Consider the following 20,172-nt stretch of genomic DNA (forward strand, 5'->3'; position numbering starts at 1 on the left):
CACTCCGGGCAGTTTCGCGGCCGACTCTAGTCGTGACGACCCGGGGCCGCCCGGTCATTCACCCCGGGCGGGAGCCTTAACCCTGATCAGAGCGTGAAGAGCGAGCACGGCCAGCAGGCCCAGCGCGATGCCGAAGGTGTTGGCCAGGGCGTCGGCCGGATCGCCCTGGCGGCCCAGACCCATCAGCGACTGGGCGATCTCGATCGCCACGCCGGCGCCGAACAGTCCGGCCGACAATCGTGACAACCGGTGCGGAAAAGCCCAGGCCCCGATCACCGTCAGTCCGAAATAGGCGGTCAGATGTTCGATCTTGTCCCACAGGCTCACGGTCGGCAGGTCGCTCGTCGGGGCCAGGCAGGTCCATGTCACGATCAGACAGGCCAGACCGAACAGGGCGATGCGAAGAGGGCGGGGAACCATGCTGTAAGGCCTGCGGGTTGCGTCCGGGACGGCCCGTCTCTAGAGCGCGTTGATCCGATGATGGAACAGGTTTCGCGTGCGATGGCGCGAAAAGGGGAGAGTTGACGTGGTTGCAGCGGTGATCTGGGATTTTGGCGGCGTCATCACGTCCTCGCCGTTCGAGGCGTTCAACCGGTTCGAGGACGAGCGCGGGTTGCCGCGCGATTTCATCCGCATGGTCAATTCCACCAACCCGCACGACAATGCCTGGGCGCTCTTCGAACGCAACGAGATCGACACGGCGGCCTTCGACGTCAAGTTCCTGGAGGAGGCCACGGCGCTGGGCCACGCGGTCCGCGGCGGCGACATCCTGCCCCGACTGTCAGGCGACGTTCGTCCGCGGATGGTCGCGGCGCTGAAGGCCTGCAAGGAGCACTTCAAGGTCGGCTGCATCACCAACAACGTCCAGACCGGCCACGGCGCCGGCATGGCCGGCACTTCGGACAAGGCGGCCCAGGTGGCGGGCGTCATGGAGCTTTTCGACGCGGTGATCGAAAGCTCCAAGGCCGGGGTCCGCAAGCCTGACCCGCGCATCTACCAGATGATGTGCGAGCTTCTGGAGGTCGATCCGGCGGACTGTGTCTACCTCGACGACCTCGGCATCAACTGCAAGCCGGCGGCCATGCTGGGCATGCGGGCGATCAAGGTCGGCGGTGTCGACCAGGCGCTGGCCGAACTGTCGGCCGCAACGGACCTGATCTTCGACTAGCGTCGTCGTCAGTTCACCAGGATCGTTCCGAGCAGGAGCTTTGCGCCCTTCCTGCCGAGGGTCGAGTCGGTCATCTGCTGCAGCTGGAGCGCGATGTAGTCGGCGTTGGGGACGCCGGCCGCCGGAAGGCCGCTGGCGTAGTTCTGCACCCAGCCGGCGAAGGCGGCGCGCAGTCGCGGCTGTGATTCCGAGGCCAGGGCGCGCAGTTTTTCGTCCGGGACATCCAGGCCGCATTCGACCGTGATCACGCCGCGGGTGCCGTCCCTGTGGAGAATGGTCGCCACGATGGCCTTGATCTGCAGGAAGGTGGCCCCCCCGCCCTTCTTTTTTTCCTCTCCACCGTTGGCGGCGGCGACGGCGGGAAGCAGCGCGAGCGCGGCGGCGAGGGCAAGACGGCGATCCATGCGACCAGTTGACACCAACATGGTTGACGCGGCGTTTACACATTCGCGCCAAGCCTAGGACGGGCGGCATTCAATCGGGAATCAGCGCCCGCGCCGGAATGCTCATGACCGCCTTCGCGCCCGCCAACCTCGACCTTGATGGCAAGGTGATCCTGATCACGGGCGGCACAGGCTCGTTCGGTCGCCGCTTCGTGGACAGCGTCCTGACCCGCTATTCGCCGCGGAAGGTGATCGTCTATTCGCGCGACGAGCTGAAGCAGAGCGAGATGCAGCAGGACATGCGGGAGCGCTTTCCGGCCGAGACCCTGTCGAAGATGCGCTTCTTCCTCGGCGACGTCCGCGACCGCTCGCGCCTGACCCTGGCGCTCCGCGGCGTGGACATTGTCATCCACGCGGCGGCGCTGAAGCAGGTGCCTGCGGCGGAATACAATCCCTCCGAATGCATCCAGACCAACATCATCGGCGCCGAAAACGTGGTCTGGGCCAGCCTGTCCAATCACGTGAAGCAGGTGGTGGCCCTATCGACCGACAAGGCGTGCAATCCCGTCAACCTGTACGGCGCCACCAAACTTGCCTCGGACAAGACCTTCGTGGCGGCCAACAATCTCGCGGGCGACATCGGCACGCGGTTCGCCGTGGTGCGGTACGGCAATGTGGTCGGCTCCCGCGGAAGCGTGGTGCCGTTATTCAGGCGGTTGCTGGCCCAGGGTGCGACCGAGCTGCCGGTCACCGATCCGCGCATGACCCGCTTCTGGATCACGCTCGACCAGGGCGTCGATTTCGTCCTGTCGTCCCTGACCCTCATGCGGGGCGGCGAAATCTTCGTGCCGAAGATTCCGTCGATGTCGATGCCCGACCTGGTGCACGCCATGGCGCCCGGTGCCGCGATCAAGGTGGTCGGGATCCGACCGGGCGAGAAGCTGCACGAAATCATGGTCGGCGCCGACGATGCTCGTCAAACGGTCGAACTGTCCGACCGCTATGTGATCGAGCCGGCGTTTGTCGAGTACACCCGCAAGCCCTTCGGTCCCGAAGACGGCGGCGCGACCGTGCCGGAAGGCTTCTCCTACGCCAGCGACAACAATGACGACTGGCTGTCCGCCGAGGGTCTGATGGCCATGCTGGAGGAGACGGGATCGTGACCCAGGGGTTCCTCCCCTACGGGCGCCAGACCATCGACGACGATGACATCGCGGCCGTGGCCGCCGCCCTCAGGGCCGACTATCTGACCACTGGCCCCACCGTGGACGCTTTCGAAGCCGCCTTCCGCGACGTGGTCGGCGCCGCGCACGCCGTGGCCTGCAGCAACGGTACGGCCGCGCTGCACATGGCCATGCTCGCCGCCGGGATCGGGCCGGGCGACGTCTGCATCGTGCCTTCGATCACCTTCCTCGCAACCGCCAACTGCGCGGTCTACGTCGGCGCAGACGTCGTGTTCGCCGATGTCGATCCGGACAGCGGTCTGATGACGCCGGGCACGCTGGCCGACGCGCTCGACCGGGCCGGGGGCCGCCGGGTCCGGGCGGTATTGCCGGTCCATCTGCGCGGCGACGTCTGCGACCTGCCGGCCCTGGCCGCCCTTGCCGGGAAAGCCGGCGCCATCCTTGTCGAGGACGCCCCGCACGCGCTCGGCTCGACCCTGAAGGTCGGCAATCGCGTCGAGCGGGTCGGCGATTGCGCCCACTCGGCCATGGCGACGTTCTCGTTCCATCCGGTGAAGACGATCGCGACGGGCGAGGGCGGCATGGTCACCACCAATGACGCGGCGCTCGCCGACCGCCTGCGTCGCGGCCGCAGCCACGGCATGACCCGCACGCCGGGCGCCGATCCCTGGCTCTACGAGATGATCGAGCCCGGCTTCAACTATCGCCTGCCTGACATCAACTGCGCGCTCGGCCTGTCACAACTGGCCAAGCTGCCGAGGTTCATTGACCGTCGCCACACGCTGGCGGGCCTGTACGAGACAGCGCTCGCGCCATTGGCGCCGATCGTGCGGCTGGCGACACGGCCGACGGGCTCCGACCCCGTGTTGCATCTGCTGACCGTGCTGATCGACTTCGCGGCGGCGGGCAAGACTCGCAGGCAGGTCATCGAGGCTCTGGCGGCGCGCGGCGTCGGCAGCCAGGTCCACTACATTCCGGTCCAGAGCCAACCCTACTGGCGGACCCGCCATGGTCCGCTGGAGCTCCCGGGCGCGGCGGCCTGGTATGATCGCTGTCTCAGCCTGCCGCTCTATCCGGCGATGGCAGACGGGGATGTGGCAAGGGTTGTCGAGGCCCTGGCCGAAGCGCTCGCCTAGGCGGCCATGCCCGCGGCCTGCATCATGCCCCGGACCTTTTCGACCGCCTCGGGCGATTTCGCCAGCTCGTCGCGCAGGTCGGGGTGGCGAACCAGCTTCAGGGCTTCGCCCCGCGCCCGGTCAGCGGCGGCGCCGAGCGGCGCGGCCTCTCCGATGGCCAGACGCAGAAGCAGGTTGAGACGATGCACCGCCGGAGCAGGCGCACGCGCGATCAGCGTAACGATCTTGGCGTCGGCTTCGATAAGCCCGCCAATTTCCCCGATCTTGGCCTGGATCGGCGCGGCGTCTTCGGTGACGAGGCCGGCGCGGAGGATCGACTTCTGCAGGTGGGCCAGCGTAGCCAGACGCACAGCTGGAGAATCGGCGCCGTAGCGTAGTTCCTTCTCGAACCGGAGGGCCGAGACCTGGGCCGCCAGATAGCGGGCAGCCTGCCGTTTGTTGGCTGCGCCGGTGATGTTCTCGGCGAGATGGATCAGGGTTTCGACTTCTTCGCGGGCCGACAGGTTCTCACCCAGCAGCACCTCGACAAAGTCACTGGTCACCAGCATGCGCGAGCGGGCCGAGAAGGCCTCGTGAATGTCGTCCGTGCTGAGGACCCGATCGCCAGAGGCTGTCAGGGCCATGGCCAGGCCGCGCAGCAATTCGATTTCAGCGGCGGCGTCGCGAGGCTTCAGACGGCGGGGTCCGGTCAGCTCGCGCAGCACGCGCTGGGCGATGGCCACGCGGCAGCTCTCGAAGTTCCCGTTGGCCAGCCAGGTCGCAAGGCGCTGGGCCGGCGGTGAAAGCACCGGCATGATCCTCGCCACTTTGGCGTCGATCTGGATCAGCTTTTCGACCGGGCCGGCGCCGGCGACACGGGTCATGGCCGACAGCTGCTCGCCCAGATCCAGGCCCGCGCCCAGAAGGTCGGCGAGGCCCGACTTCGAGCCGAGGATTTCCGTCAGCGGCTGCTCCAGCACCTGCAGCGCGATGGCGCGCGCCAGCGGTTCGATCGGAGCGGCGTCGGCCAGATCCAGGAGGCGGGTGACCTTTTCGCTCCAGCCGCCGGCCGGGCCGATCGTGGCGGCCACGCCGGCGCCCAGCAGGTAGCTCCGGTCCGGATCGCTCACCAGCCGCTCAGCGGCCGCAGCGAACCCCTCCTGATCCAGATTGGGCAAAACGCCGCGGCGGTGGTCCTTCATCAGCCGCTCGATGGCCCCTTCGGCGAGCTTCTGGAACGACCGGATGATTTCGTGGACGCCGATGCCGCGCGCCTGCGCCTCGGGAATGGCGACCTTCTGGATGGCGTGCTGCAGCTCGATCCCGGTGGCTTCCAGCTTCTCGACCAGATCCGGCCGGTGCAGCAGTTCGAACGGCGTGGCCTTGTTGCGCTGCAGCCAGTTGTCGAGCAGGCGGCCGATCCGCTCGCGCGCATGGCAGGTGTAGAGATCCGAGGGGCTGATGCAGAGGGGCTCGGTGTCTTCGCGGACCTTGCGGGTCTTGGTGCGCTCCGGCGCCCCCTTGCTCAGGATGGTCACCGAGCGGAATTCGCGGGTTTCCGGGTCAAGCGTTTCCTTGGTCACACGGACGGCCGCGACGCGACCTTCCTCGAGCGCCTGCTCGGCGGTCTCGATCGCCCGCGCGCGATCTTCGGTCGCCATGTCGAGCGACCAGCCCGATCCGGGCTGGCGGCGCACGAACAGCTCGTAGTGAACCTGACCCCGTTCCATGGCCCACATCCATACGGGCAAGGCCCTAAGGCCGCGTTTACGATGCCAAACCGCCGCAATGGGGCCATGCTGACGGGTGATTTCCTTGCACCGGGGCTGGACCAAGGTAGGGTCTGCCCGCACGAACCTCTGAGACGAAGGACTGAAATGGCCAACATCACCCTGGTGGACGACGACGAGAACATCGTCGCCTCGGTTTCACTGGCGCTGGAAAGCCATGGCCACACGGTGACCGCCTGTCATGACGGGGTCGCGGGCCTTGAGTCGTTGCAGAACAATCCGCCGGATCTGGCCATTCTCGACGTGAAGATGCCGCGCATGGACGGCATGGAACTGCTGCGCCGCCTGCGCCAGACGTCCGACACGCCGGTGATCATGCTGACCAGCAAGGATGAGGAGATCGACGAGATCCTCGGCTTCAACCTCGGCGCCGACGACTATATCCACAAGCCCTTCAGCCAGCGGCTTCTGCTGGAGCGGGTCAAGGCCGTGCTGCGCCGCGGCGGAGTGGACGAGGCCATCAAGGCCGGCGGTCCCGTTGATCCGGGCGCCAGGTCGATGAAGCGCGGCAAGCTGACGCTTGATCCGGAACGCCACGACAGTCTGTGGGACGGCAAACCCGTCCGCCTGACCGTCACCGAATTCCTGCTGCTGCAGAGCCTCGCCCAGCGGCCCGGCTTCGTGAAGAGCCGGGACAACCTGATGGACGCCGCCTACGACGATCAGGTCTATGTCGACGACCGCACCATCGACAGCCACATCAAGCGGATGCGCAAGAAGTTCCGCCAGGTGGATCCGACCTTCGACGCGATCGAGACCCTGTATGGCGTCGGCTACCGCTATCGCGAATCCTGACGCCGAGCCGTCGGACCGGCGACGGCTCTGGCCTCGGGGTTCGCGCCTCGGGCGGCTGATCATTGTCCTGAATTTCGTCGGCCTGGCGATCCTGATCATCGGGGCCCTGACGCTGAACGAGCTGCGCCGCGGGCTGGTCAACGCCCGCATCGACAGCCTGATCACCCAGGGTGAGTGGGTCGCGCGCCTGATCGACGAGGCCGCGACCGTCGGCGAGCCGGAGCCGGCGCTGCAGGCCAATGACGCGGCGCGGCTGCTCCAGCTGCTGCATCTTCCGCGCAGCCAGCGGGTCCGGCTGTTCGACAAGGACGGCCGTCTGATCGCCGACTCCTACGATGTCGCCGACCGGGTCGACTGGAAGCCCCTTCCGCCGGCCCGCAAGGCCGGCCAGGCCCCGCCCGCCGCCCAGAAAAGTCCCACCTCGGAGCGCGCCGCCCGGGCGCTTCGGTCCGAACTGAACGCCGCCCTGCGGGGCGAACAGGTCAAGGGGCGACGTATCGGCGAAAACGGCGAGCAACTGGTCTCTGTTTCCTTGCCGATCCAGCGGGTGCGGGCCGTGCTGGGCGTTCTGACGCTCGAGGCCGGCGACGTCGACGCGATCATCGCCGCCGAACGGGCGGCCCTAATTCCGTTCATCCTCATCGCCATCGCGGTGACGACCCTCTCATCGTTCATGATCTACGCCCTCGTCGCGCGACCGGTCCTGCGGCTGGCGCGGGCGGCGGACCGGGTGCAGCAGGCGCGCGCGCGCTCGATCTCCATGCCGGATCTCGCCGGGCGCCATGACGAGATCGGCGACCTGACCCGTTCGCTGGAGCAGATGACCGACAGCCTGTCGGAACGGATGGACGCCATCGAGCGCTTCGCGGCGGATGTGGCGCACGAGATTCGCAATCCACTGACCTCGATCCGCTCGGCCGTCGAGACCCTAGACCTGGTCGGCGACGGCCCTGGGCGCGTCCGGTTGACCGGCATTCTCAAACAGGACGTCGGGCGGCTGGACCGCCTCGTCACCGACATCGCCAACGCCTCGCGGCTGGACGCGGAACTCTCGCGTGAGGAACCCAGGCCGGTCGATCTGGTTCGGCTGATCGGCGACATCGTCAGCGTCTATGCTGGATCGACCAATCCGGGCGGCGCGGGCGTGACGATCAATTCGGCTGAACCCGGAGAAGCGATCATCATCGCCGGCCGCGAAGGGCCGCTCGGACAGGTATTCCGCAATCTTATCGACAACGCCCGGTCGTTCAGCCCCGCAGGCGGCGATGTGCGCGTCAGCCTGACCCGTGCTCGGGGCAAGGCCGAGGTGACGGTCGAGGACGACGGCCCCGGCATTCCGCCGGACAATCTCGAGACCGTCTTCGAACGGTTCTACACCTCAAGGCCCAAAGGCACGGCCTTCGGCAGCAATTCCGGGCTCGGCCTGTCGATCGCCCGGCAGATCGTCGAGGCCCATGGCGGCGAGATCCACGCCGAAAACCGGGTGGCGCGGGACGGCGCCGTGGTCGGCGCCCGGTTTATCGTCCATCTCCCTGAGCGCGGCGCGTGATCCGGCATGCGGGCCTCGTGGCCCTGCGATGGCGCGGCGGCTGGCGCGGCGTACTGATCGAGGGCCCCTCCGGAAGCGGCAAGAGCGATCTGGCCCTTCGATCCCTTGCCGACGGGTTTCGCCTGGTGGCCGACGACCGGGTTCTGGTCTGGACCTCGGGCGGACGGTGCTGGGGCCGCGCGCCGGACGCCCTGGCGGGGCTGATGGAGAGCCGGGGTGTCGGCGTCCTGCCGGTTCCGACGCTGGCCTTCGCGCCGATCGACCTGGCGATTCGGTGTGTAGAGACCCCGCAAGCCGTCGAACGCGACCCCGCGGGTGAAACGCTCGACCTGGTTGGCCACGCCGTGCCCGTCTTTCCCCTGTGGCCTTTTGATCCCGCCGCCCCTGCGAAATTGCGACGCAGCATCGAGCATCTTGGAGCCGAACATTAACGGGCGTATCTAGGCGCCTTCGCGGCGAGGGCCGCGTCCGTCGGGCAGGGGTTCCCGGTTTGATCGAGACAGGGTTTCAGGCTCGCGCATGATCGGCCTCGTGATTGTTACGCATGGCCGGCTGGCGGAAGAGTTCGTCTTCGCCATGGAGCATGTCGTGGGCCCGCAGACGGCTGTCGCCGCCATCTGCATCGGCCCCGACGATGATATGGAAAAGCGCCGCAAGGACATCCTCAAGGCCTGCGCGGCCGTGGATTCCGGCGCCGGCGTGATCCTTCTGACCGACATGTTCGGCGGCACGCCCTCCAACCTGGCCATCAGCGTGATGGAACAGACGCGCGCCGAAGTCATCGCCGGGCTGAACCTGCCGATGCTGATCAAGCTGGCGTCCCTGCGTACCCGCGAACCGCTGGAAGCCTGCGTCCACCACGCCCAGGAAGCCGGCCGGAAGTACATCTCCGTGGCCTCCTACGTGCTGGCCGGCGAAAAGTGAGCCTCAGTCGCTCCGTCGAGATCGTCAACGAGCGCGGGTTGCACGCCCGGGCTTCGGCCAAGTTCGTCAAGCTGGCTTCGGGTTTTGATGCCGAGGTGACCGTCAGCCGCGATGGCTCGACCGTCGACGCCCGGTCGATCATGGGCCTGATGATGCTGGCCGCCGGCATCGGTTCGACCATCGAGATCTCCGCCGAAGGCCCCGAGGCCGGGCAGGCCGTGGCGGCTCTGGTCGAGCTGGTCGAGAACCGGTTCGACGAGGAGCGGTAGGGCTTCTCAGTAGTGATAACGGCATTGGGCGATTTCGAGCCGTTGCTCGCCGCCGGATCCCGAGACGCGGTAGACCAATCTGTCTTCGAGTGTGATGCGTCGCGACCACCAGCCCTTGAGGTCGCCCTTTAGAGGCTCAGGCTTGCCCGTTCCCTTGAACGGGGTGCGAAGACACTCCTTGATCAGGCCGTTGATGCGCTCAAGCGTGTTGGCGTCCGTCTCCTGCCAATGCTGGTAGTCCGACCAGCCGCGCTCGGCGAACACCAGCTTCACAGTTCGATCAGCGCACGTTCGGTTCCGCCGCCGGCATCGAGTTCCGCAATCGCTTCGCGAAGCCGCGCCGCGTTGGCCGGGCTCGACAGGAGGTGCAGGGTCTCCTCCATAGCGTTCCAGTCCGCCAGGGAGACCATCACCACGGACTCAGCCTTCTGGCGGGTTACGATGACCGGCTGACGGTCTTCTACCACGCGATCCATGACCTGCTTGAGGTTGGCGCGGGTGTCTGAATAACTGAGGACGTCCATCGGAAGCTCCGTTCCGATCCAATTTGTACAATAATCGGTACAACATCAAGACCCGCGCTTCAGGTTCCCATCGCCATCGGCTTCATCCCCAGATCCTTCAGCAGCAGGCTGTCTTCGTCCTGTCCCGGCAGCGGGGTGGTCAGCAGCTTGCCGCCGATGAAGATCGAGTTGGCGCCGGCGAGGAAGCACAGCGCCTGGGTTTCGCGGCTCATGTCGTCGCGGCCGGCCGACAGGCGAACCATCGACTTGGGGCAGACCAGCCGGGCGACGGCGACGGTGCGGACAAACTCCAGCGGGTCGATCTCGCCGTCCCGCTTGATCTGGTCGCCCAGCGGCGTGCCCGCGATCGGCACCAGGGCGTTGACCGGCAGGCTGTCGGGGTGAACCGGCAGCGTCGCCAGCTGGTGCAGGAAACTGGCGCGATCCTGGCGGCTCTCGCCCATGCCGACGATGCCGCCGCAGCAGGTCGAGATGCCGGCGTCGCGCACATGTTGCAGCGTCTCCAGCCGGTCATCGTAGGTCCGCGTGGTGACGACCTTGTCGTAATACTCCGGCGAGGTGTCGAGGTTGTGGTTGTAGTAGTCGAGGCCCGCGTCCTTGAGGGCCACGGCCTGTTCGGCCTTGAGCATGCCCAGTGTCACGCAGGTCTCCAGACCCAGCGCCTTCACCCCGGTGATCATCTCGGCGACGCGCGGCAGGTCGCGATCCTTCAGGTCGCGCCAGGCGGCGCCCATGCAGAAGCGTTGCGCCCCGCCGTCCTGCGCGGCCTTCGCGGCGGTCAGCACGTCGTCGAGCTCCATCAGCTTCTCGGCCTTGAGGCCGGTCTTGAAGCTGGCCGACTGGCTGCAGTAGCCGCAGTTCTCGGCGCAGCCGCCGGTCTTGACCGACAGGAGTTGCGACAGCTGCAGCTCGGTGGGATCGAACCACTGGCGGTGAACGCCGGCGGCCTGAAAGACCAGCTCGGTGAACGGCAGGGCGAACAACGCCTCGATCTCGTCGCGCGTCCAGTCGTGACGCGGCTGGGCGGGGTCGGCGAAACGGACGGGCGCGTTCATGGCGTTCCTCAGGCTGTGCCAGCGGGCTCTACCAGCGGCGGCGCAGCCTGGCTACAACGGCGTTCGGCGAGACAGGGAGCCGGCCGGCCCGCGCGCCGGCTTGCGGATATTTAAGGACCCTTCCGCCTGCCGCGCTGCTAGCCTGCGATCTCTGAAAAGGCGGCGCCAAGCGCCCGACTGCAAAGGGGCGCCCATGCGTCTTTCACCTGTTCTGGCGGCCTTCGCCGCCGTTCTGCTCGCCGGCGCCGCGCCTGAGCCCACCGTCGACTTCACCCTGTCGCCGGTCATGGGGGCTGGCGGCCTTGAGGCCCTCGATGTGGAGATGCGCACCCTCGGCGAGGCCGATGGTGAAACGGAGATCCTGCTGCCGGACCACTGGGCCTCGGAAACCGACCTGGTTCGGCAGGTCACGGACCTGCGCATCACCGGCGGCGCGGTCACCGCGCCCACGCCGTCATCCCGGGTGGTCAGGCACAGGCCCGGCGCCCGTCTGGTGGTCCGCTATCGCCTGGTGTCCGGCTATCCCGCCGACCCGCCGCACGGCAATCCCTATCGGCCGATCGTCCGCCCGGGCTGGTTCCACGTGGTCGGCGAGGCCGCCTTCCCGAGGCCGGCCTGGGATGACCGCACCCCGGCTCGCTTTCACTGGAGGGGCTGGCCGAAGGGCTGGACCCTGGCCTCCGATCTGGACCACGGCGCCATGGGTCGCCGTCTGACCCTGGCCGATCTGGGCGAGAGCGTCAGTGTCGGGGCGCCGGACCTGAGGATCATCACCCGCCCCATCGAGGGCGGAACCGCGCGCATCGCCCTGCGCGGGGCCTGGAGCTTCGGCGACGAGGCGTTCGGCGACGGCCTGGCGCGCATCGTCGACGCCCAGCGACGGTTCTGGGGCGGGGTCGACGGTCCCTATTTTGTCAGCCTGATCCCGACGGTCGGCGGAGACGGAATCCTGTCGCTCGGCGGCACGGGCCGTGGGGACGGCTTCGCCCTGTTCGCGACGCCGAACACCGAGCTCGAGCGCTTTCGATTCCTCATCGCCCATGAGCACACCCACACCTGGGTCCCCGACCGACTCGGCCGGATGCCCGACGGTGAAAGCGAGGCGCTCGACTACTGGTTCAGCGAAGGTTTCACCGACTTCTACACCTACCGGACCCTGGCTCTGTCGGGCGTCTGGAGCCTTGAGGACTACGCGCGCAATCTCAACGCGGTGTTCGAGGCCTACGATCGCTCGCCGGTGCGTGGCGCGCCCAACAGCCGCATCCTCGCCGACTTCTGGAAGGACCCGGCGGTGAAGAAGCTGCCCTACCAACGCGGCATGATGCTGGGCTTTCTGTGGGATGCGCGCGTCCGTCAGGCGACAGGCGGAGCCAGGGGCCTCGATGACGCGATGCGGTTGATGCAGCAACGTCGCCGCGACGCAGAGGGCGCCGAACAGAAGGTCGACTTCATTCGCCCGGCGCTGGTCAGGGCGATGAAGGACGTCGCCGGGCTCGACGCCGGCCCTGACATCGCACGCTACGTCGAGGCGGGGGAGCCGGTCGCATTGCCCGAGGACGCCTTTGCCTGCCTGATCCTGACGGTCGGACAGCGCCCGGTGTTCGATCGCGGCTGGGACCCGGAGGCGACCACCGCCGCCGGCAACGTGATCACCGGCCTGAAGCCGGACAGCCCCGCCTGGGCCGCCGGCCTGCGTGACGGCATGAAGATCGTCCGCCGGGAAGCCGGTCTGCCCGGAGACTCACGGGTGGAGTATGCCCTCAGGGTCATCGACAATGGGGCCGAGCGGGTGATCCGCTTCAAGCCAGAAGGCCGGACCGCCTATGTCGCTCATGAGGTCACCGTCCCGGCCGGCCTAGCGGACTCGGCCCGCAAGGCCTGTGCCGCGAGGCTGGGGGGCGCATGACATCGCCGGCCCGCGAGATCGAGTTGAAGTTCCTCCTGGCGCGGACCGACGTCGACGCCCTGATCGCGGCGCTCCCGCCCGGCGCTACGACCGTGAAGGACATGGTCGCCATCTACTACGATACCCCCGACGGCCTGCTGCGAAACAACGGCTTCGGCCTGCGCGTGCGGCGGACCGGTGACAGGCGCATCCAGACGCTCAAATCGGCCCTCGGCGCGGACGGCGGTCGCGACGAATGGGAGTGGCCCGTCGCCGGCGATACCCCCGACCCCGCGCTGTTGAGCGGCACGCCAGCCGCCCTTCCGGTTGGTACGGCGCTGAAGGCCCGGTTCGCGGTCACCGTCACCCGTACGGCCCGCCTGGTGACGGAAGGCGAGGCCCGCATCGAGATCGCGCTGGACGACGGCGAGGTCGCCGCGGGCGACCACCTGCAGTCCTTTCTCGAGCTGGAACTCGAGCTGCTGTCCGGTCCGGTCGAGGCGCTGCATCATCTGGCGGATCGCCTGCGGGGGCAGGTCGCGCTCATCCCCAGCACGATCACCAAAGCCGAGCGCGGCTTCCGGCTCTTGAGGGTGACATAAAGATATCTTTATGCCTTTGTTGCGATGAGGCGCCGTGACGGGTATAGAGCCGGGCTGATCTCACTGGACTGGAGTCCTCCGCGTGACCGAAAGCATCGTGCGCGACATCGCGCTGGCCGACTACGGCCGCAAGGAAATCGCCATCGCCGAGACCGAAATGCCCGGCCTGATGGCGCTGCGGCAGGAGTTCGGCAAGGACCAGCCGCTGAAGGGCGCGAGGATCGCCGGCTCGCTGCACATGACCATCCAGACGGCCGTGCTGATCGAGACGCTGAAGGATCTCGGCGCCGACGTGCGCTGGGCCAGCTGCAACATCTTCTCGACCCAGGACCACGCCGCGGCCGGCATCGCCGCCACCGGCACGCCGGTCTTCGCCATCAAGGGCGAGACCCTCTACGAGTACTGGCAGTACACCCACAAGATCTTCGAATGGTCCGACGGCGGCTATCCGAACCTGATCCTCGACGATGGCGGCGACGCGACGCTGCTCTGCGTGCTCGGCCCCAAGGCCGAGAAGGATCCGACCCTGCTGGATCACCCGACCAATGAGGAAGAAGAAGCCCTCTACGCGGTGATGAAGACCTATCTGGCCGAGAAGCCCGGCTTCTATTCGGCCATCGCCGCGGCGATCACCGGGGTTTCGGAAGAGACCACCACGGGCGTGCACCGCCTCTACCAGCTGGCCGAAAAGGGCGAGCTCCCGTTCCCGGCGATCAACGTCAACGACAGCGTGACCAAGTCCAAGTTCGACAACCTCTATGGCTGCCGTGAGAGCCTTGTCGACGCGATCCGTCGCGGCACCGACGTGATGCTGTCGGGCAAGGTCGCCGTGGTCTGCGGCTACGGCGACGTGGGCAAGGGCTCGGCCGCCTCGCTGCGTCAGGGCGGCGCCCGCGTGATCGTCACCGAGATCGACCCGATCTGCGCCCTGCAGGCGGCGATGGAAGGTTACGAGGTCCAAACCCTCGACGACGTCGCCGGCAAGGCCGACATCTTCGTCACGGCCACGGGCAACAAGGACGTCATCACCGTCGATCACATGCGGGCGATGCGGAACAACGCGATCGTGTGCAACATCGGCCACTTCGACAGCGAGATTCAGGTCGCCGGCCTGAAGAACTTCAAGTGGGACGAGATCAAGCCGCAGGTCCACCACATCGAGTTTCCGGACGGCAAGAAGATCATTCTGCTGTCGGAAGGCCGTCTGGTGAACCTGGGCAACGCGACGGGCCACCCGAGCTTCGTGATGAGCGCCAGCTTCACCAACCAGACGCTGGCCCAGATCGAACTGTGGACCAACCTCAAGGCCTACGCGAACCAGGTCTACACCCTGCCCAAGCATCTCGACGAGAAGGTCGCCATGCTGCACCTGGGCAAGCTGGGCGCGAAGCTTACGGTCCTGCGCAAGGACCAGGCCGACTACATCGGCGTGCCCGAACAGGGCCCGTTCAAGCCGGATCACTATCGGTACTAGGACTCTGGCGGCCGGGAGGGCTACCCAACCCTCTCGGCCTCCGCTAATCCCCTCGCCATGCCCATGGCGCTCATCATGTCGAGCCACGTCGCGGGGAGTCGTGTCGGCGGCTCCGCCCAGGCGCTGGCGCTTACCCAATTCAAGATCGATCCGGTGGTCATCCCCACCGTTCTCTACGGCCGTCACCCCGGTTGGGGCGCGCCCGGCGGGGCCCAGGTGCCTATCGAAGCCTTCGAGGGCATGCTCGACGGGGTCGAGGCCAACGGCCTGTTCGGCATGACCGATCTGGTGCTGACCGGCTATTTCGCCAGCGTCGACCAGGTCAAGGCGGCGGCTAGGGCCATTGACGCCGTCAAGGCCGCGCCCCGCGACGGCGCCTTCGCCCGCAAGCCGATGATCGTCGTCGACCCTGTCATCGGCGACTCCGGCAAGGGCCTGTTCGTGCCGGCCGAAGTCGCCCAGGCGGTCATCGACTACCTCATCCCCAAGGCTGATCTGGTCGCCCCCAACAGCTGGGAGCTGCAGCGCATCACCGGCGCCGACGCCCGCAGTCCGGAGGCCGCGGTCAAGGCCGCCCGCCTGCTCGGCAAGGCCGTGCTGGTCTCCTCGGTCATTCGGGGCGCCGAGATCGGCGTGGTCTACGCCGACAAGCGGGAAGCCTGGCTGGCCGCGCACCAGAAGGCCGGCGAGAGCGTGCCCAGCGGCACCGGCGACCTGCTGACCGCCCTGTTCGCCGCCGCCCTGCTGGAAGGTCAGACGCCGTCCTACGGCCTGGCTCGCGCCGTCGGCGGTCTGGCCGAAACCATCGCCTCGGCCGGCATCTGGGCCTCGCCGGAGCTGCCGATCGTCGCCATGGGCGCGCGCATCAAACAGGCCAGCCCCACCGTCCGTATCGAGAGGCTGGCGTGAGCATCGAGATCCACGGCGTCTGCGAGCCGCGCTTCGCGGCTGTCCGGGAGGCCTTCGCAGCCAACTTCGCCGAGGGCAAGGAGCTGGGCGCGCGGTTCGCCTTCTCCGTCGAGGGCGAGATCGTCGTCGATCTGTGGGCCGGCTGGGCCGACAAGAAACAGACCGTACCGTTCGACGCCCGCACCCTGACGCCGGTCTATTCGACGACCAAGGCCGTGGCCGCGACGATGATCGCCCGACTGGTCGAACAGGGCCGCCTGCGCTGGGATCAGCCGGTCGCCGAGGTCTGGCCGGAGTTCGCCGCCGAGGGCAAGGGCGCGGTCACCGTCGAGCAGATGATCTCGCACCAGGCCGGCCTGCCGGGCTTCGTCGAACAGATCGACCCGACGCTCTGGTACGATCCGCCGCTCATCGCCGCCATGCTGGCGGCCAAGGCCCCGCTGTGGCCGGTGGGCTCGGCCAGCGGCTATCACGCCCTGACCATCGGCTATCTGGTCGGTGAGCTGTTCCGCCGCGTCGACGGTCGCACGCTGGGCACGGCCCTCCGCGAGGACATCGCGCAGCCGGCCGGACTCGACCTGTGGATCGGTCTGCCGGACAGCGAACACGACCGGTGCGCCGAGCTGAAGCCGCCGTCGGCCATGCCGCAGTTCGGCGAGGTCACCGACCCGAAGAAGGCCGCCTTCCTGTCGCCCTGGGCCGCGCCCAGCGGTCGGGGATCGGCCGACTGGCGGCGCGTCGAGATCCCCTCGGCCAACGGTCATACGACGGCCGAGGCGCTGGCCCGGTTCATGGGCGCGCTGGCCACCGACGGCGAAGTCGACGGGGTGCACATCCTCTCGCCGGCCTCGGTCGCCGACGCCGGCCGCGAGCGCATCCGCGGTCAGGACCTGGTCCTGCCGTTCGAGCTTAGCTGGGCCGCCGGCTTCATGCGCAATGTGCCGAACCACTTCTTCGGCCCGGGCGAGGCGACCATCGGCCACTCCGGCTGGGGCGGCAGCTGCGCCTTCGCCGACCCGGAGAAGCGCGTCGCTGGCGCCTATGTGATGAACAAACAGGACGTCCACCTGATCGGCGATCCGCGCTCGATGCGGCTGATCGCGGCGGCCTACGCGAGCCTGTAGGCGCTAGAAGCCTTCGTCACCGACGGCGGAGTTCGTCCTGATGTCTTGATGAGCATTCTTGCTCCGGCGGAGCCGGCCGCCCCTAGCCCCCCGCCAGCACCCCGGCCAGCCGCTCCTCCTGTCGCGTGAACCTCGACCGGCCCTTGTTGGCCTTCAGGGACCGCGCCTCGCCGGTGATCACATAGGTGAAATACCGGCCGGTCTTCGGGTCGACCCACAGCCCTGACGTCAGGCCGTAGGCGTCGCCCGGGTGGCCGATCCAGCCCGCGCAGCCCTCGAACAGGCTGTCGCCCTCGGCTCCCGTCAGGGTCTGACAGGCCAGGCCGTAGGCGAGGATCGAGCCGCCATAGGCGTCGCCATTCGGCCGCTTCGCGTCATAGCGCCAGACCGGCGTCGTCATTCGCGCCAGCGTCGCCGGCTTGAGGATCGACCCGCCGCCCAGCGCGATCAGCCCGGCAATGCGGCCGAGGTCCGCCGCGCTCGCCCGCAGCCCGCCCTGGGGCGAGAAGACAAAGCCGTTCTCGCCCGGCGCGTAGCTGTCCAGGCCCCGGTCACCGGCGTCCGGCGCGCGTGGGTGAGGAATGGCCGGCGCGGGGGGCACAGTCTCGTCCAGCTGGGCGATCCAGGGTCCGGCTGGGTCGTAGGGTCCCTCGTCCGACGGCGCCTTGCGGTAGAGGACCCCGGCCCAGTCACGCGTGGCCTGACTGACGCCGCTCCAGTTGTAGCCGCAGTCGAGGCCCAGCGGCCGGAACAGCCGGTCGGTCATGAACCGGTCAAACCTCTGGCCGCTGACCCGCTCGATGATCTGGGCGATGACCGCGAAATTCACGTCGGCATAGGCGAACCAGTCGCCGGGCGGCTCGCTTGCCGGGCCGAACCATGCGCCGTCGTCCCATTGCGCTCCGCCTGGCGTCAGGGCTGCACTGAGTGCGCGGCCGAAGCCGACGGGATAGCTCGGCCCGTTGCGCAGACCTGCGGTGTGGGAGAGCAGTCGCCGGGGCGTGATCCGTTCGTTCGGAAACAGCGGATGGCGCAGACGGAAGCCGAGGATGTCGCCCGCGTCGTCGTCCAGGTCCACCCGGCCCGCCTCGACCAGGGTCATGAAGCCCAGTGTCGCTACCAGTTTGGAGATCGAGGCGATCCGCACCGGCGTGTCGACCGTCATGGTCCGCCCGGCGGCGATGTTCGCCAGCCCGTTGGCGCGGGCAAAGGCCGGGCGGTCGCGCCGCGCCGGGCCCGTTGTCGCTGCCCAGGCCGGAAGCGCCAGTCCGGGATCGCCGTCGCCGGTCAGAAGGCCCGCCAGCGGATCGGGCGCGCCGGCCGTCATCGCCGTCGCCGCGCTGCCGATCAGGACTGTCCGCCGGGTCATCACCGCTCGACCCTAGCCGGTTTCAGGCGATCGCCAACCGCCGCGTACGCCGCCAGGCGCCGAAAGCGAATACGCCGACGCCCAGCCAGATGAAGGCGAAGGCGACGGCGCGCATCGGCGTGAAGGCTTCGCCCGAGGCGATGCCGACGAAGAACTGCAGCGTCGGCGCGATGAACTGGATGAAGCCCAGCCAGACCAGCGAGATCCGCCGCGCGGCCCAGGAGAACAGGGCCAACGGGGCGATGGTCAGCGGCCCGGACAGCAGCAACAGGGCGGTCGTCGAGGGGCTGGATCCGAAGTGGCCGAGGCCCTGCCGCTGCAGCCAGAACACATAGAGCGTCGCGGGCACGGCGAGGATTGCGGTCTCGACCAGCAGGCCGGTCTGGGCGTCAGCGCGGACCTGTTTGCGGATCAGACCGTAGCCGCAGAAGCTGAGCGCCAGACCCAGCGACAGCAGCGGGGGGTGGCCGACAGCAGCGGTCTGCACCGCCACGCCCAATGCCGCCAGACCAATCGCCGTCGCGCCGAAACGGTCGATCCTGTCCCGGAAGAACAGGGCGCCAGCGGCCATATTGAGCAGGGGGTTGATGTAGTAGCCGAGGCTGGCTTCCAGCGTCCGGCCGCTGTTCACCGCCACCACATACAGGAGCCAGTTGATGCTGATCAGGATCGCCGATCCGAACAGCAGCCCGACTGTACGGGGCTCCCGCAGGATCTGCGTCAGCTCCCCCTGCTTGCGCGCGATCAGGACCAGCCCGGCAGCCCACAGCACTGCCCAGGCGGCCCGCTCGGCCGTAATCTCGACCGGGCTCACCCTGGCATGGCCGAGCGCGTGCATGTAGATCGGGAACAGACCCCAGATTGTGTAGCAGCCGAACGCCGAAAGCAGCGCGGCCCGGCCTTCGTCTTTCGCCGGCGGCATGGCGAAACTCCAGAAAAAGAAGAGGCCCGGAACCTGGTCCCGGGCCCCTGAATGATCCACCCGCGTCTTGCGGGGGTCTGTACCTAGGCCAGGGTGCGTTGCTTGATCAGACCACGGTCGTGAAGCAGCTGCGCGATCTGCACGGCGTTCAGCGCCGCGCCCTTGCGCAGGTTGTCGGAGACCACCCACAGCGACAGACCGTGCTCGAGCGTGGGGTCGGTGCGGATGCGGCTGACGTAGACCGGGAACTCGCCCTGGATGTCCTTGGGCGTCGCGTAGCCGCCGTCCTCGCGCTTGTCGATCACGACCAGGCCGGGGGCTTCGCGCAGGATCTCGCGGGCTTCGTCGTCGCTCAGGGCGCGCTCGAACTCGATGTTGACGCTCTCGCCGTGGCCGACGAACACCGGCACGCGCACGCAGGTCGCGCTGACCTTGATCGCCGGGTCGAGCATCTTGTGCGTCTCGTCGGCCATCTTGCGCTCTTCCTTGGTGTCGCCGGAGTCGTCGTCGATGAACGAGTCGCACTGCGGGATCACGTTGAAGGCGATCTGCTTGGGATACTTCTTGGGCTCGGGCGCGCCGAGGACGAAGACGCCCTTGGTCTGGGCCCACAGCTCATCCATGCCTTCCTTGCCCGAGCCGGAAACCGACTGGTAGGTCGAGATGACGACGCGCTTGATCGTCGCCGCGTCGTGCAGCGGCTTGAGCGCGACCAACAGCCCGGCCGTTGTGCAGTTCGGGTTGGCGATGATGTTCTTCTTGGTGAAGCCGACGACCGCGTCCGGGTTCACTTCCGGCACGATCAGCGGAACGTCCGGGTCCATGCGCCAGGCCGACGAGTTGTCGATGACGACCGGACCGGCCTTGCCGATCTTCGGCGACCATTCTTTCGACACTTCGCCGCCCGCGCTCATCAGCACGATATCGACGGTGGAGAAGTCGAACTGGGCGAGGTCCTCGCATTTGACGATTTTCTCGCCAAAGGACACTTCGACGCCAATGGATTTGCGGCTGGCGATCGCGTGGATCTTGTCCACGGGGAAGTTCACTTCCTCGAGGATGTTGAACATTTCACGGCCCACATTGCCCGTGGCGCCGACAACGGCGACCCGGTATCCCATCGGTATTCTC

The 20,172-nt window shown here is 67.8% G+C and carries 22 protein-coding genes; 13 read left to right on the plus strand and 9 right to left on the minus strand.

Annotation, left to right across the window (positions count from 1 at the left end; genetic code table 11):
- Window positions 1-54 precede the first annotated feature (54 nt).
- Window positions 55-420, minus strand: a complete 366-nt coding sequence (locus tag ACODSL_RS18205) for a VanZ family protein (protein WP_488902147.1) — start codon at window positions 418-420, stop codon at window positions 55-57.
- A gap of 106 nt (window positions 421-526) precedes the next feature.
- On the opposite strand from ACODSL_RS18205, the gene ACODSL_RS18210 reads away from it, so the two are divergent.
- Window positions 527-1,168 carry an HAD-IA family hydrolase gene (locus tag ACODSL_RS18210; RefSeq protein WP_488902148.1) on the plus strand — a complete coding sequence of 214 codons (642 nt, stop codon included), beginning with the start codon at window positions 527-529 and terminating at the stop codon, window positions 1,166-1,168.
- Between the two features lie 8 nt (window positions 1,169-1,176).
- On the opposite strand, the gene ACODSL_RS18215 is transcribed toward ACODSL_RS18210, so the two are convergent.
- Window positions 1,177-1,572: a hypothetical protein gene (locus tag ACODSL_RS18215; RefSeq protein ID WP_488902149.1), complete on the minus strand. Its 396-nt coding sequence runs from the start codon at window positions 1,570-1,572 to the stop codon at window positions 1,177-1,179.
- 104 nt (window positions 1,573-1,676) lie between these two features.
- Between ACODSL_RS18215 and pseB the strand changes: the two genes are divergently transcribed.
- Together pseB and pseC are read left to right on the plus strand one after the other, a co-directional pair.
- Window positions 1,677-2,714, plus strand: a complete 1,038-nt coding sequence (gene pseB / locus ACODSL_RS18220; protein ID WP_488902150.1) for a UDP-N-acetylglucosamine 4,6-dehydratase (inverting) — start codon at window positions 1,677-1,679, stop codon at window positions 2,712-2,714.
- Window positions 2,711-3,871 carry a UDP-4-amino-4,6-dideoxy-N-acetyl-beta-L-altrosamine transaminase gene (gene pseC, locus ACODSL_RS18225; RefSeq protein ID WP_488902151.1) on the plus strand — a complete coding sequence of 387 codons (1,161 nt, stop codon included), beginning with the start codon at window positions 2,711-2,713 and terminating at the stop codon, window positions 3,869-3,871. The genes pseB and pseC overlap by 4 nt, the downstream gene beginning before the upstream one ends.
- Here the strand turns inward: pseC and ACODSL_RS18230 are convergent.
- Window positions 3,868-5,580 (minus strand): hypothetical protein, encoded by a 1,713-nt coding sequence (locus ACODSL_RS18230; RefSeq protein WP_488902152.1) that lies wholly within the window; start codon window positions 5,578-5,580, stop codon window positions 3,868-3,870. The two genes, pseC and ACODSL_RS18230, sit on opposite strands and share 4 nt — an antisense overlap.
- Window positions 5,581-5,727: 147 nt before the next feature.
- On the opposite strand from ACODSL_RS18230, the gene chvI reads away from it, so the two are divergent.
- The 5 genes from chvI to ACODSL_RS18255 all read left to right on the plus strand — a co-directional run bounded on the left by chvI (window position 5,728) and on the right by ACODSL_RS18255 (window position 9,177).
- Window positions 5,728-6,435: a two-component response regulator ChvI gene (chvI, locus tag ACODSL_RS18235; protein ID WP_488902153.1), complete on the plus strand. Its 708-nt coding sequence runs from the start codon at window positions 5,728-5,730 to the stop codon at window positions 6,433-6,435.
- Window positions 6,404-7,984, plus strand: coding sequence for a two-component sensor histidine kinase ChvG (gene chvG, locus ACODSL_RS18240; protein ID WP_488902154.1), 1,581 nt, complete (start codon window positions 6,404-6,406; stop codon window positions 7,982-7,984). The genes chvI and chvG overlap by 32 nt, the downstream gene beginning before the upstream one ends.
- Window positions 7,981-8,415 carry an HPr kinase/phosphorylase gene (locus ACODSL_RS18245; protein ID WP_488902155.1) on the plus strand — a complete coding sequence of 145 codons (435 nt, stop codon included), beginning with the start codon at window positions 7,981-7,983 and terminating at the stop codon, window positions 8,413-8,415. The genes chvG and ACODSL_RS18245 overlap by 4 nt, the downstream gene beginning before the upstream one ends.
- 88 nt (window positions 8,416-8,503) lie before the next feature.
- The gene (locus ACODSL_RS18250; protein ID WP_488902156.1) at window positions 8,504-8,908 is read left to right on the plus strand and encodes a PTS sugar transporter subunit IIA; all 405 of its coding nucleotides are present in this window, start codon (window positions 8,504-8,506) and stop codon (window positions 8,906-8,908) included.
- Window positions 8,905-9,177, plus strand: coding sequence for an HPr family phosphocarrier protein (locus ACODSL_RS18255; protein ID WP_488902157.1), 273 nt, complete (start codon window positions 8,905-8,907; stop codon window positions 9,175-9,177). The genes ACODSL_RS18250 and ACODSL_RS18255 overlap by 4 nt, the downstream gene beginning before the upstream one ends.
- A gap of 6 nt (window positions 9,178-9,183) precedes the next feature.
- Here the strand turns inward: ACODSL_RS18255 and ACODSL_RS18260 are convergent, their stop codons facing one another.
- Genes ACODSL_RS18260 through bioB form a run of 3 tightly spaced genes read right to left on the minus strand, consistent with a single transcriptional unit; the run spans window position 9,184 to window position 10,756 of the window.
- Window positions 9,184-9,450, minus strand: coding sequence for a Txe/YoeB family addiction module toxin (locus ACODSL_RS18260; RefSeq protein ID WP_488902158.1), 267 nt, complete (start codon window positions 9,448-9,450; stop codon window positions 9,184-9,186).
- Entirely contained in the window at window positions 9,447-9,701 is a 255-nt protein-coding gene (locus ACODSL_RS18265) for a type II toxin-antitoxin system Phd/YefM family antitoxin (protein WP_488902159.1), read from the minus strand. Before ACODSL_RS18265 ends, ACODSL_RS18260 begins: the two co-directional genes overlap by 4 nt.
- 59 nt (window positions 9,702-9,760) lie before the next feature.
- Entirely contained in the window at window positions 9,761-10,756 is a 996-nt protein-coding gene (gene bioB, locus ACODSL_RS18270; protein ID WP_488902160.1) for a biotin synthase BioB, read from the minus strand.
- A 193-nt stretch (window positions 10,757-10,949) separates the two neighbouring features.
- On the opposite strand from bioB, the gene ACODSL_RS18275 reads away from it, so the two are divergent.
- From ACODSL_RS18275 to ACODSL_RS18295, 5 genes are all read left to right on the plus strand, one after another.
- The gene (locus ACODSL_RS18275; protein WP_488902161.1) at window positions 10,950-12,662 is read left to right on the plus strand and encodes a M61 family metallopeptidase; all 1,713 of its coding nucleotides are present in this window, start codon (window positions 10,950-10,952) and stop codon (window positions 12,660-12,662) included.
- Complete coding sequence (locus ACODSL_RS18280) at window positions 12,659-13,243, plus strand: CYTH domain-containing protein (RefSeq protein ID WP_488902162.1); 585 nt, start codon at window positions 12,659-12,661, stop codon at window positions 13,241-13,243. Before ACODSL_RS18275 ends, ACODSL_RS18280 begins: the two co-directional genes overlap by 4 nt.
- An 82-nt stretch (window positions 13,244-13,325) precedes the next feature.
- On the plus strand, window positions 13,326-14,717 hold the full coding sequence (gene ahcY / locus ACODSL_RS18285; protein WP_488902163.1) for an adenosylhomocysteinase: 1,392 nt from the start codon (window positions 13,326-13,328) through the stop codon (window positions 14,715-14,717).
- A gap of 57 nt (window positions 14,718-14,774) precedes the next feature.
- A complete protein-coding gene (locus tag ACODSL_RS18290; RefSeq protein ID WP_488902164.1) occupies window positions 14,775-15,626 on the plus strand; it encodes a PfkB family carbohydrate kinase in 852 nt (283 codons plus the stop codon).
- Complete coding sequence (locus ACODSL_RS18295) at window positions 15,623-16,750, plus strand: serine hydrolase domain-containing protein (protein WP_488902165.1); 1,128 nt, start codon at window positions 15,623-15,625, stop codon at window positions 16,748-16,750. Before ACODSL_RS18290 ends, ACODSL_RS18295 begins: the two co-directional genes overlap by 4 nt.
- A gap of 82 nt (window positions 16,751-16,832) precedes the next feature.
- On the opposite strand, the gene ACODSL_RS18300 is transcribed toward ACODSL_RS18295, so the two are convergent.
- From ACODSL_RS18300 to ACODSL_RS18310, 3 genes are all read right to left on the minus strand, one after another.
- On the minus strand, window positions 16,833-18,119 hold the full coding sequence (locus ACODSL_RS18300) for a serine hydrolase domain-containing protein (RefSeq protein WP_488902166.1): 1,287 nt from the start codon (window positions 18,117-18,119) through the stop codon (window positions 16,833-16,835).
- Window positions 18,120-18,141: 22 nt separating this feature from the next.
- Window positions 18,142-19,041 carry an EamA family transporter RarD gene (gene rarD, locus ACODSL_RS18305; RefSeq protein WP_488902167.1) on the minus strand — a complete coding sequence of 300 codons (900 nt, stop codon included), beginning with the start codon at window positions 19,039-19,041 and terminating at the stop codon, window positions 18,142-18,144.
- A gap of 83 nt (window positions 19,042-19,124) precedes the next feature.
- Window positions 19,125-20,162, minus strand: a complete 1,038-nt coding sequence (locus tag ACODSL_RS18310; RefSeq protein WP_488902168.1) for an aspartate-semialdehyde dehydrogenase — start codon at window positions 20,160-20,162, stop codon at window positions 19,125-19,127.
- Between the last annotated feature and the right edge of the window lie 10 nt (window positions 20,163-20,172).

This window comes from Caulobacter sp. FG121 (assembly GCF_057809815.1).

What these genes read in the sequence shown, in the direction of transcription:
- bioB (WP_488902160.1), bottom strand. Translation starts at nt 10,756, where the DNA reads ATGAACGCGCCCGTCCGTTTCGCCGACCCCGCCCAGCCGCGTCACGAC.
- ACODSL_RS18230 (WP_488902152.1), bottom strand. Translation starts at nt 5,580, where the DNA reads ATGGAACGGGGTCAGGTTCACTACGAGCTGTTCGTGCGCCGCCAGCCC.
- chvG (WP_488902154.1), top strand. Translation starts at nt 6,404, where the DNA reads ATGGCGTCGGCTACCGCTATCGCGAATCCTGACGCCGAGCCGTCGGAC.
- ACODSL_RS18280 (WP_488902162.1), top strand. Translation starts at nt 12,659, where the DNA reads ATGACATCGCCGGCCCGCGAGATCGAGTTGAAGTTCCTCCTGGCGCGG.
- pseB (WP_488902150.1), top strand. Translation starts at nt 1,677, where the DNA reads ATGACCGCCTTCGCGCCCGCCAACCTCGACCTTGATGGCAAGGTGATC.
- ACODSL_RS18300 (WP_488902166.1), bottom strand. Translation starts at nt 18,119, where the DNA reads ATGACCCGGCGGACAGTCCTGATCGGCAGCGCGGCGACGGCGATGACG.
- ACODSL_RS18310 (WP_488902168.1), bottom strand. Translation starts at nt 20,162, where the DNA reads ATGGGATACCGGGTCGCCGTTGTCGGCGCCACGGGCAATGTGGGCCGT.
- rarD (WP_488902167.1), bottom strand. Translation starts at nt 19,041, where the DNA reads ATGCCGCCGGCGAAAGACGAAGGCCGGGCCGCGCTGCTTTCGGCGTTC.
- ACODSL_RS18205 (WP_488902147.1), bottom strand. Translation starts at nt 420, where the DNA reads ATGGTTCCCCGCCCTCTTCGCATCGCCCTGTTCGGTCTGGCCTGTCTG.
- ACODSL_RS18265 (WP_488902159.1), bottom strand. Translation starts at nt 9,701, where the DNA reads ATGGACGTCCTCAGTTATTCAGACACCCGCGCCAACCTCAAGCAGGTC.
- ACODSL_RS18250 (WP_488902156.1), top strand. Translation starts at nt 8,504, where the DNA reads ATGATCGGCCTCGTGATTGTTACGCATGGCCGGCTGGCGGAAGAGTTC.
- ACODSL_RS18275 (WP_488902161.1), top strand. Translation starts at nt 10,950, where the DNA reads ATGCGTCTTTCACCTGTTCTGGCGGCCTTCGCCGCCGTTCTGCTCGCC.
- ACODSL_RS18215 (WP_488902149.1), bottom strand. Translation starts at nt 1,572, where the DNA reads ATGGATCGCCGTCTTGCCCTCGCCGCCGCGCTCGCGCTGCTTCCCGCC.
- ACODSL_RS18290 (WP_488902164.1), top strand. Translation starts at nt 14,775, where the DNA reads ATGCCCATGGCGCTCATCATGTCGAGCCACGTCGCGGGGAGTCGTGTC.
- chvI (WP_488902153.1), top strand. Translation starts at nt 5,728, where the DNA reads ATGGCCAACATCACCCTGGTGGACGACGACGAGAACATCGTCGCCTCG.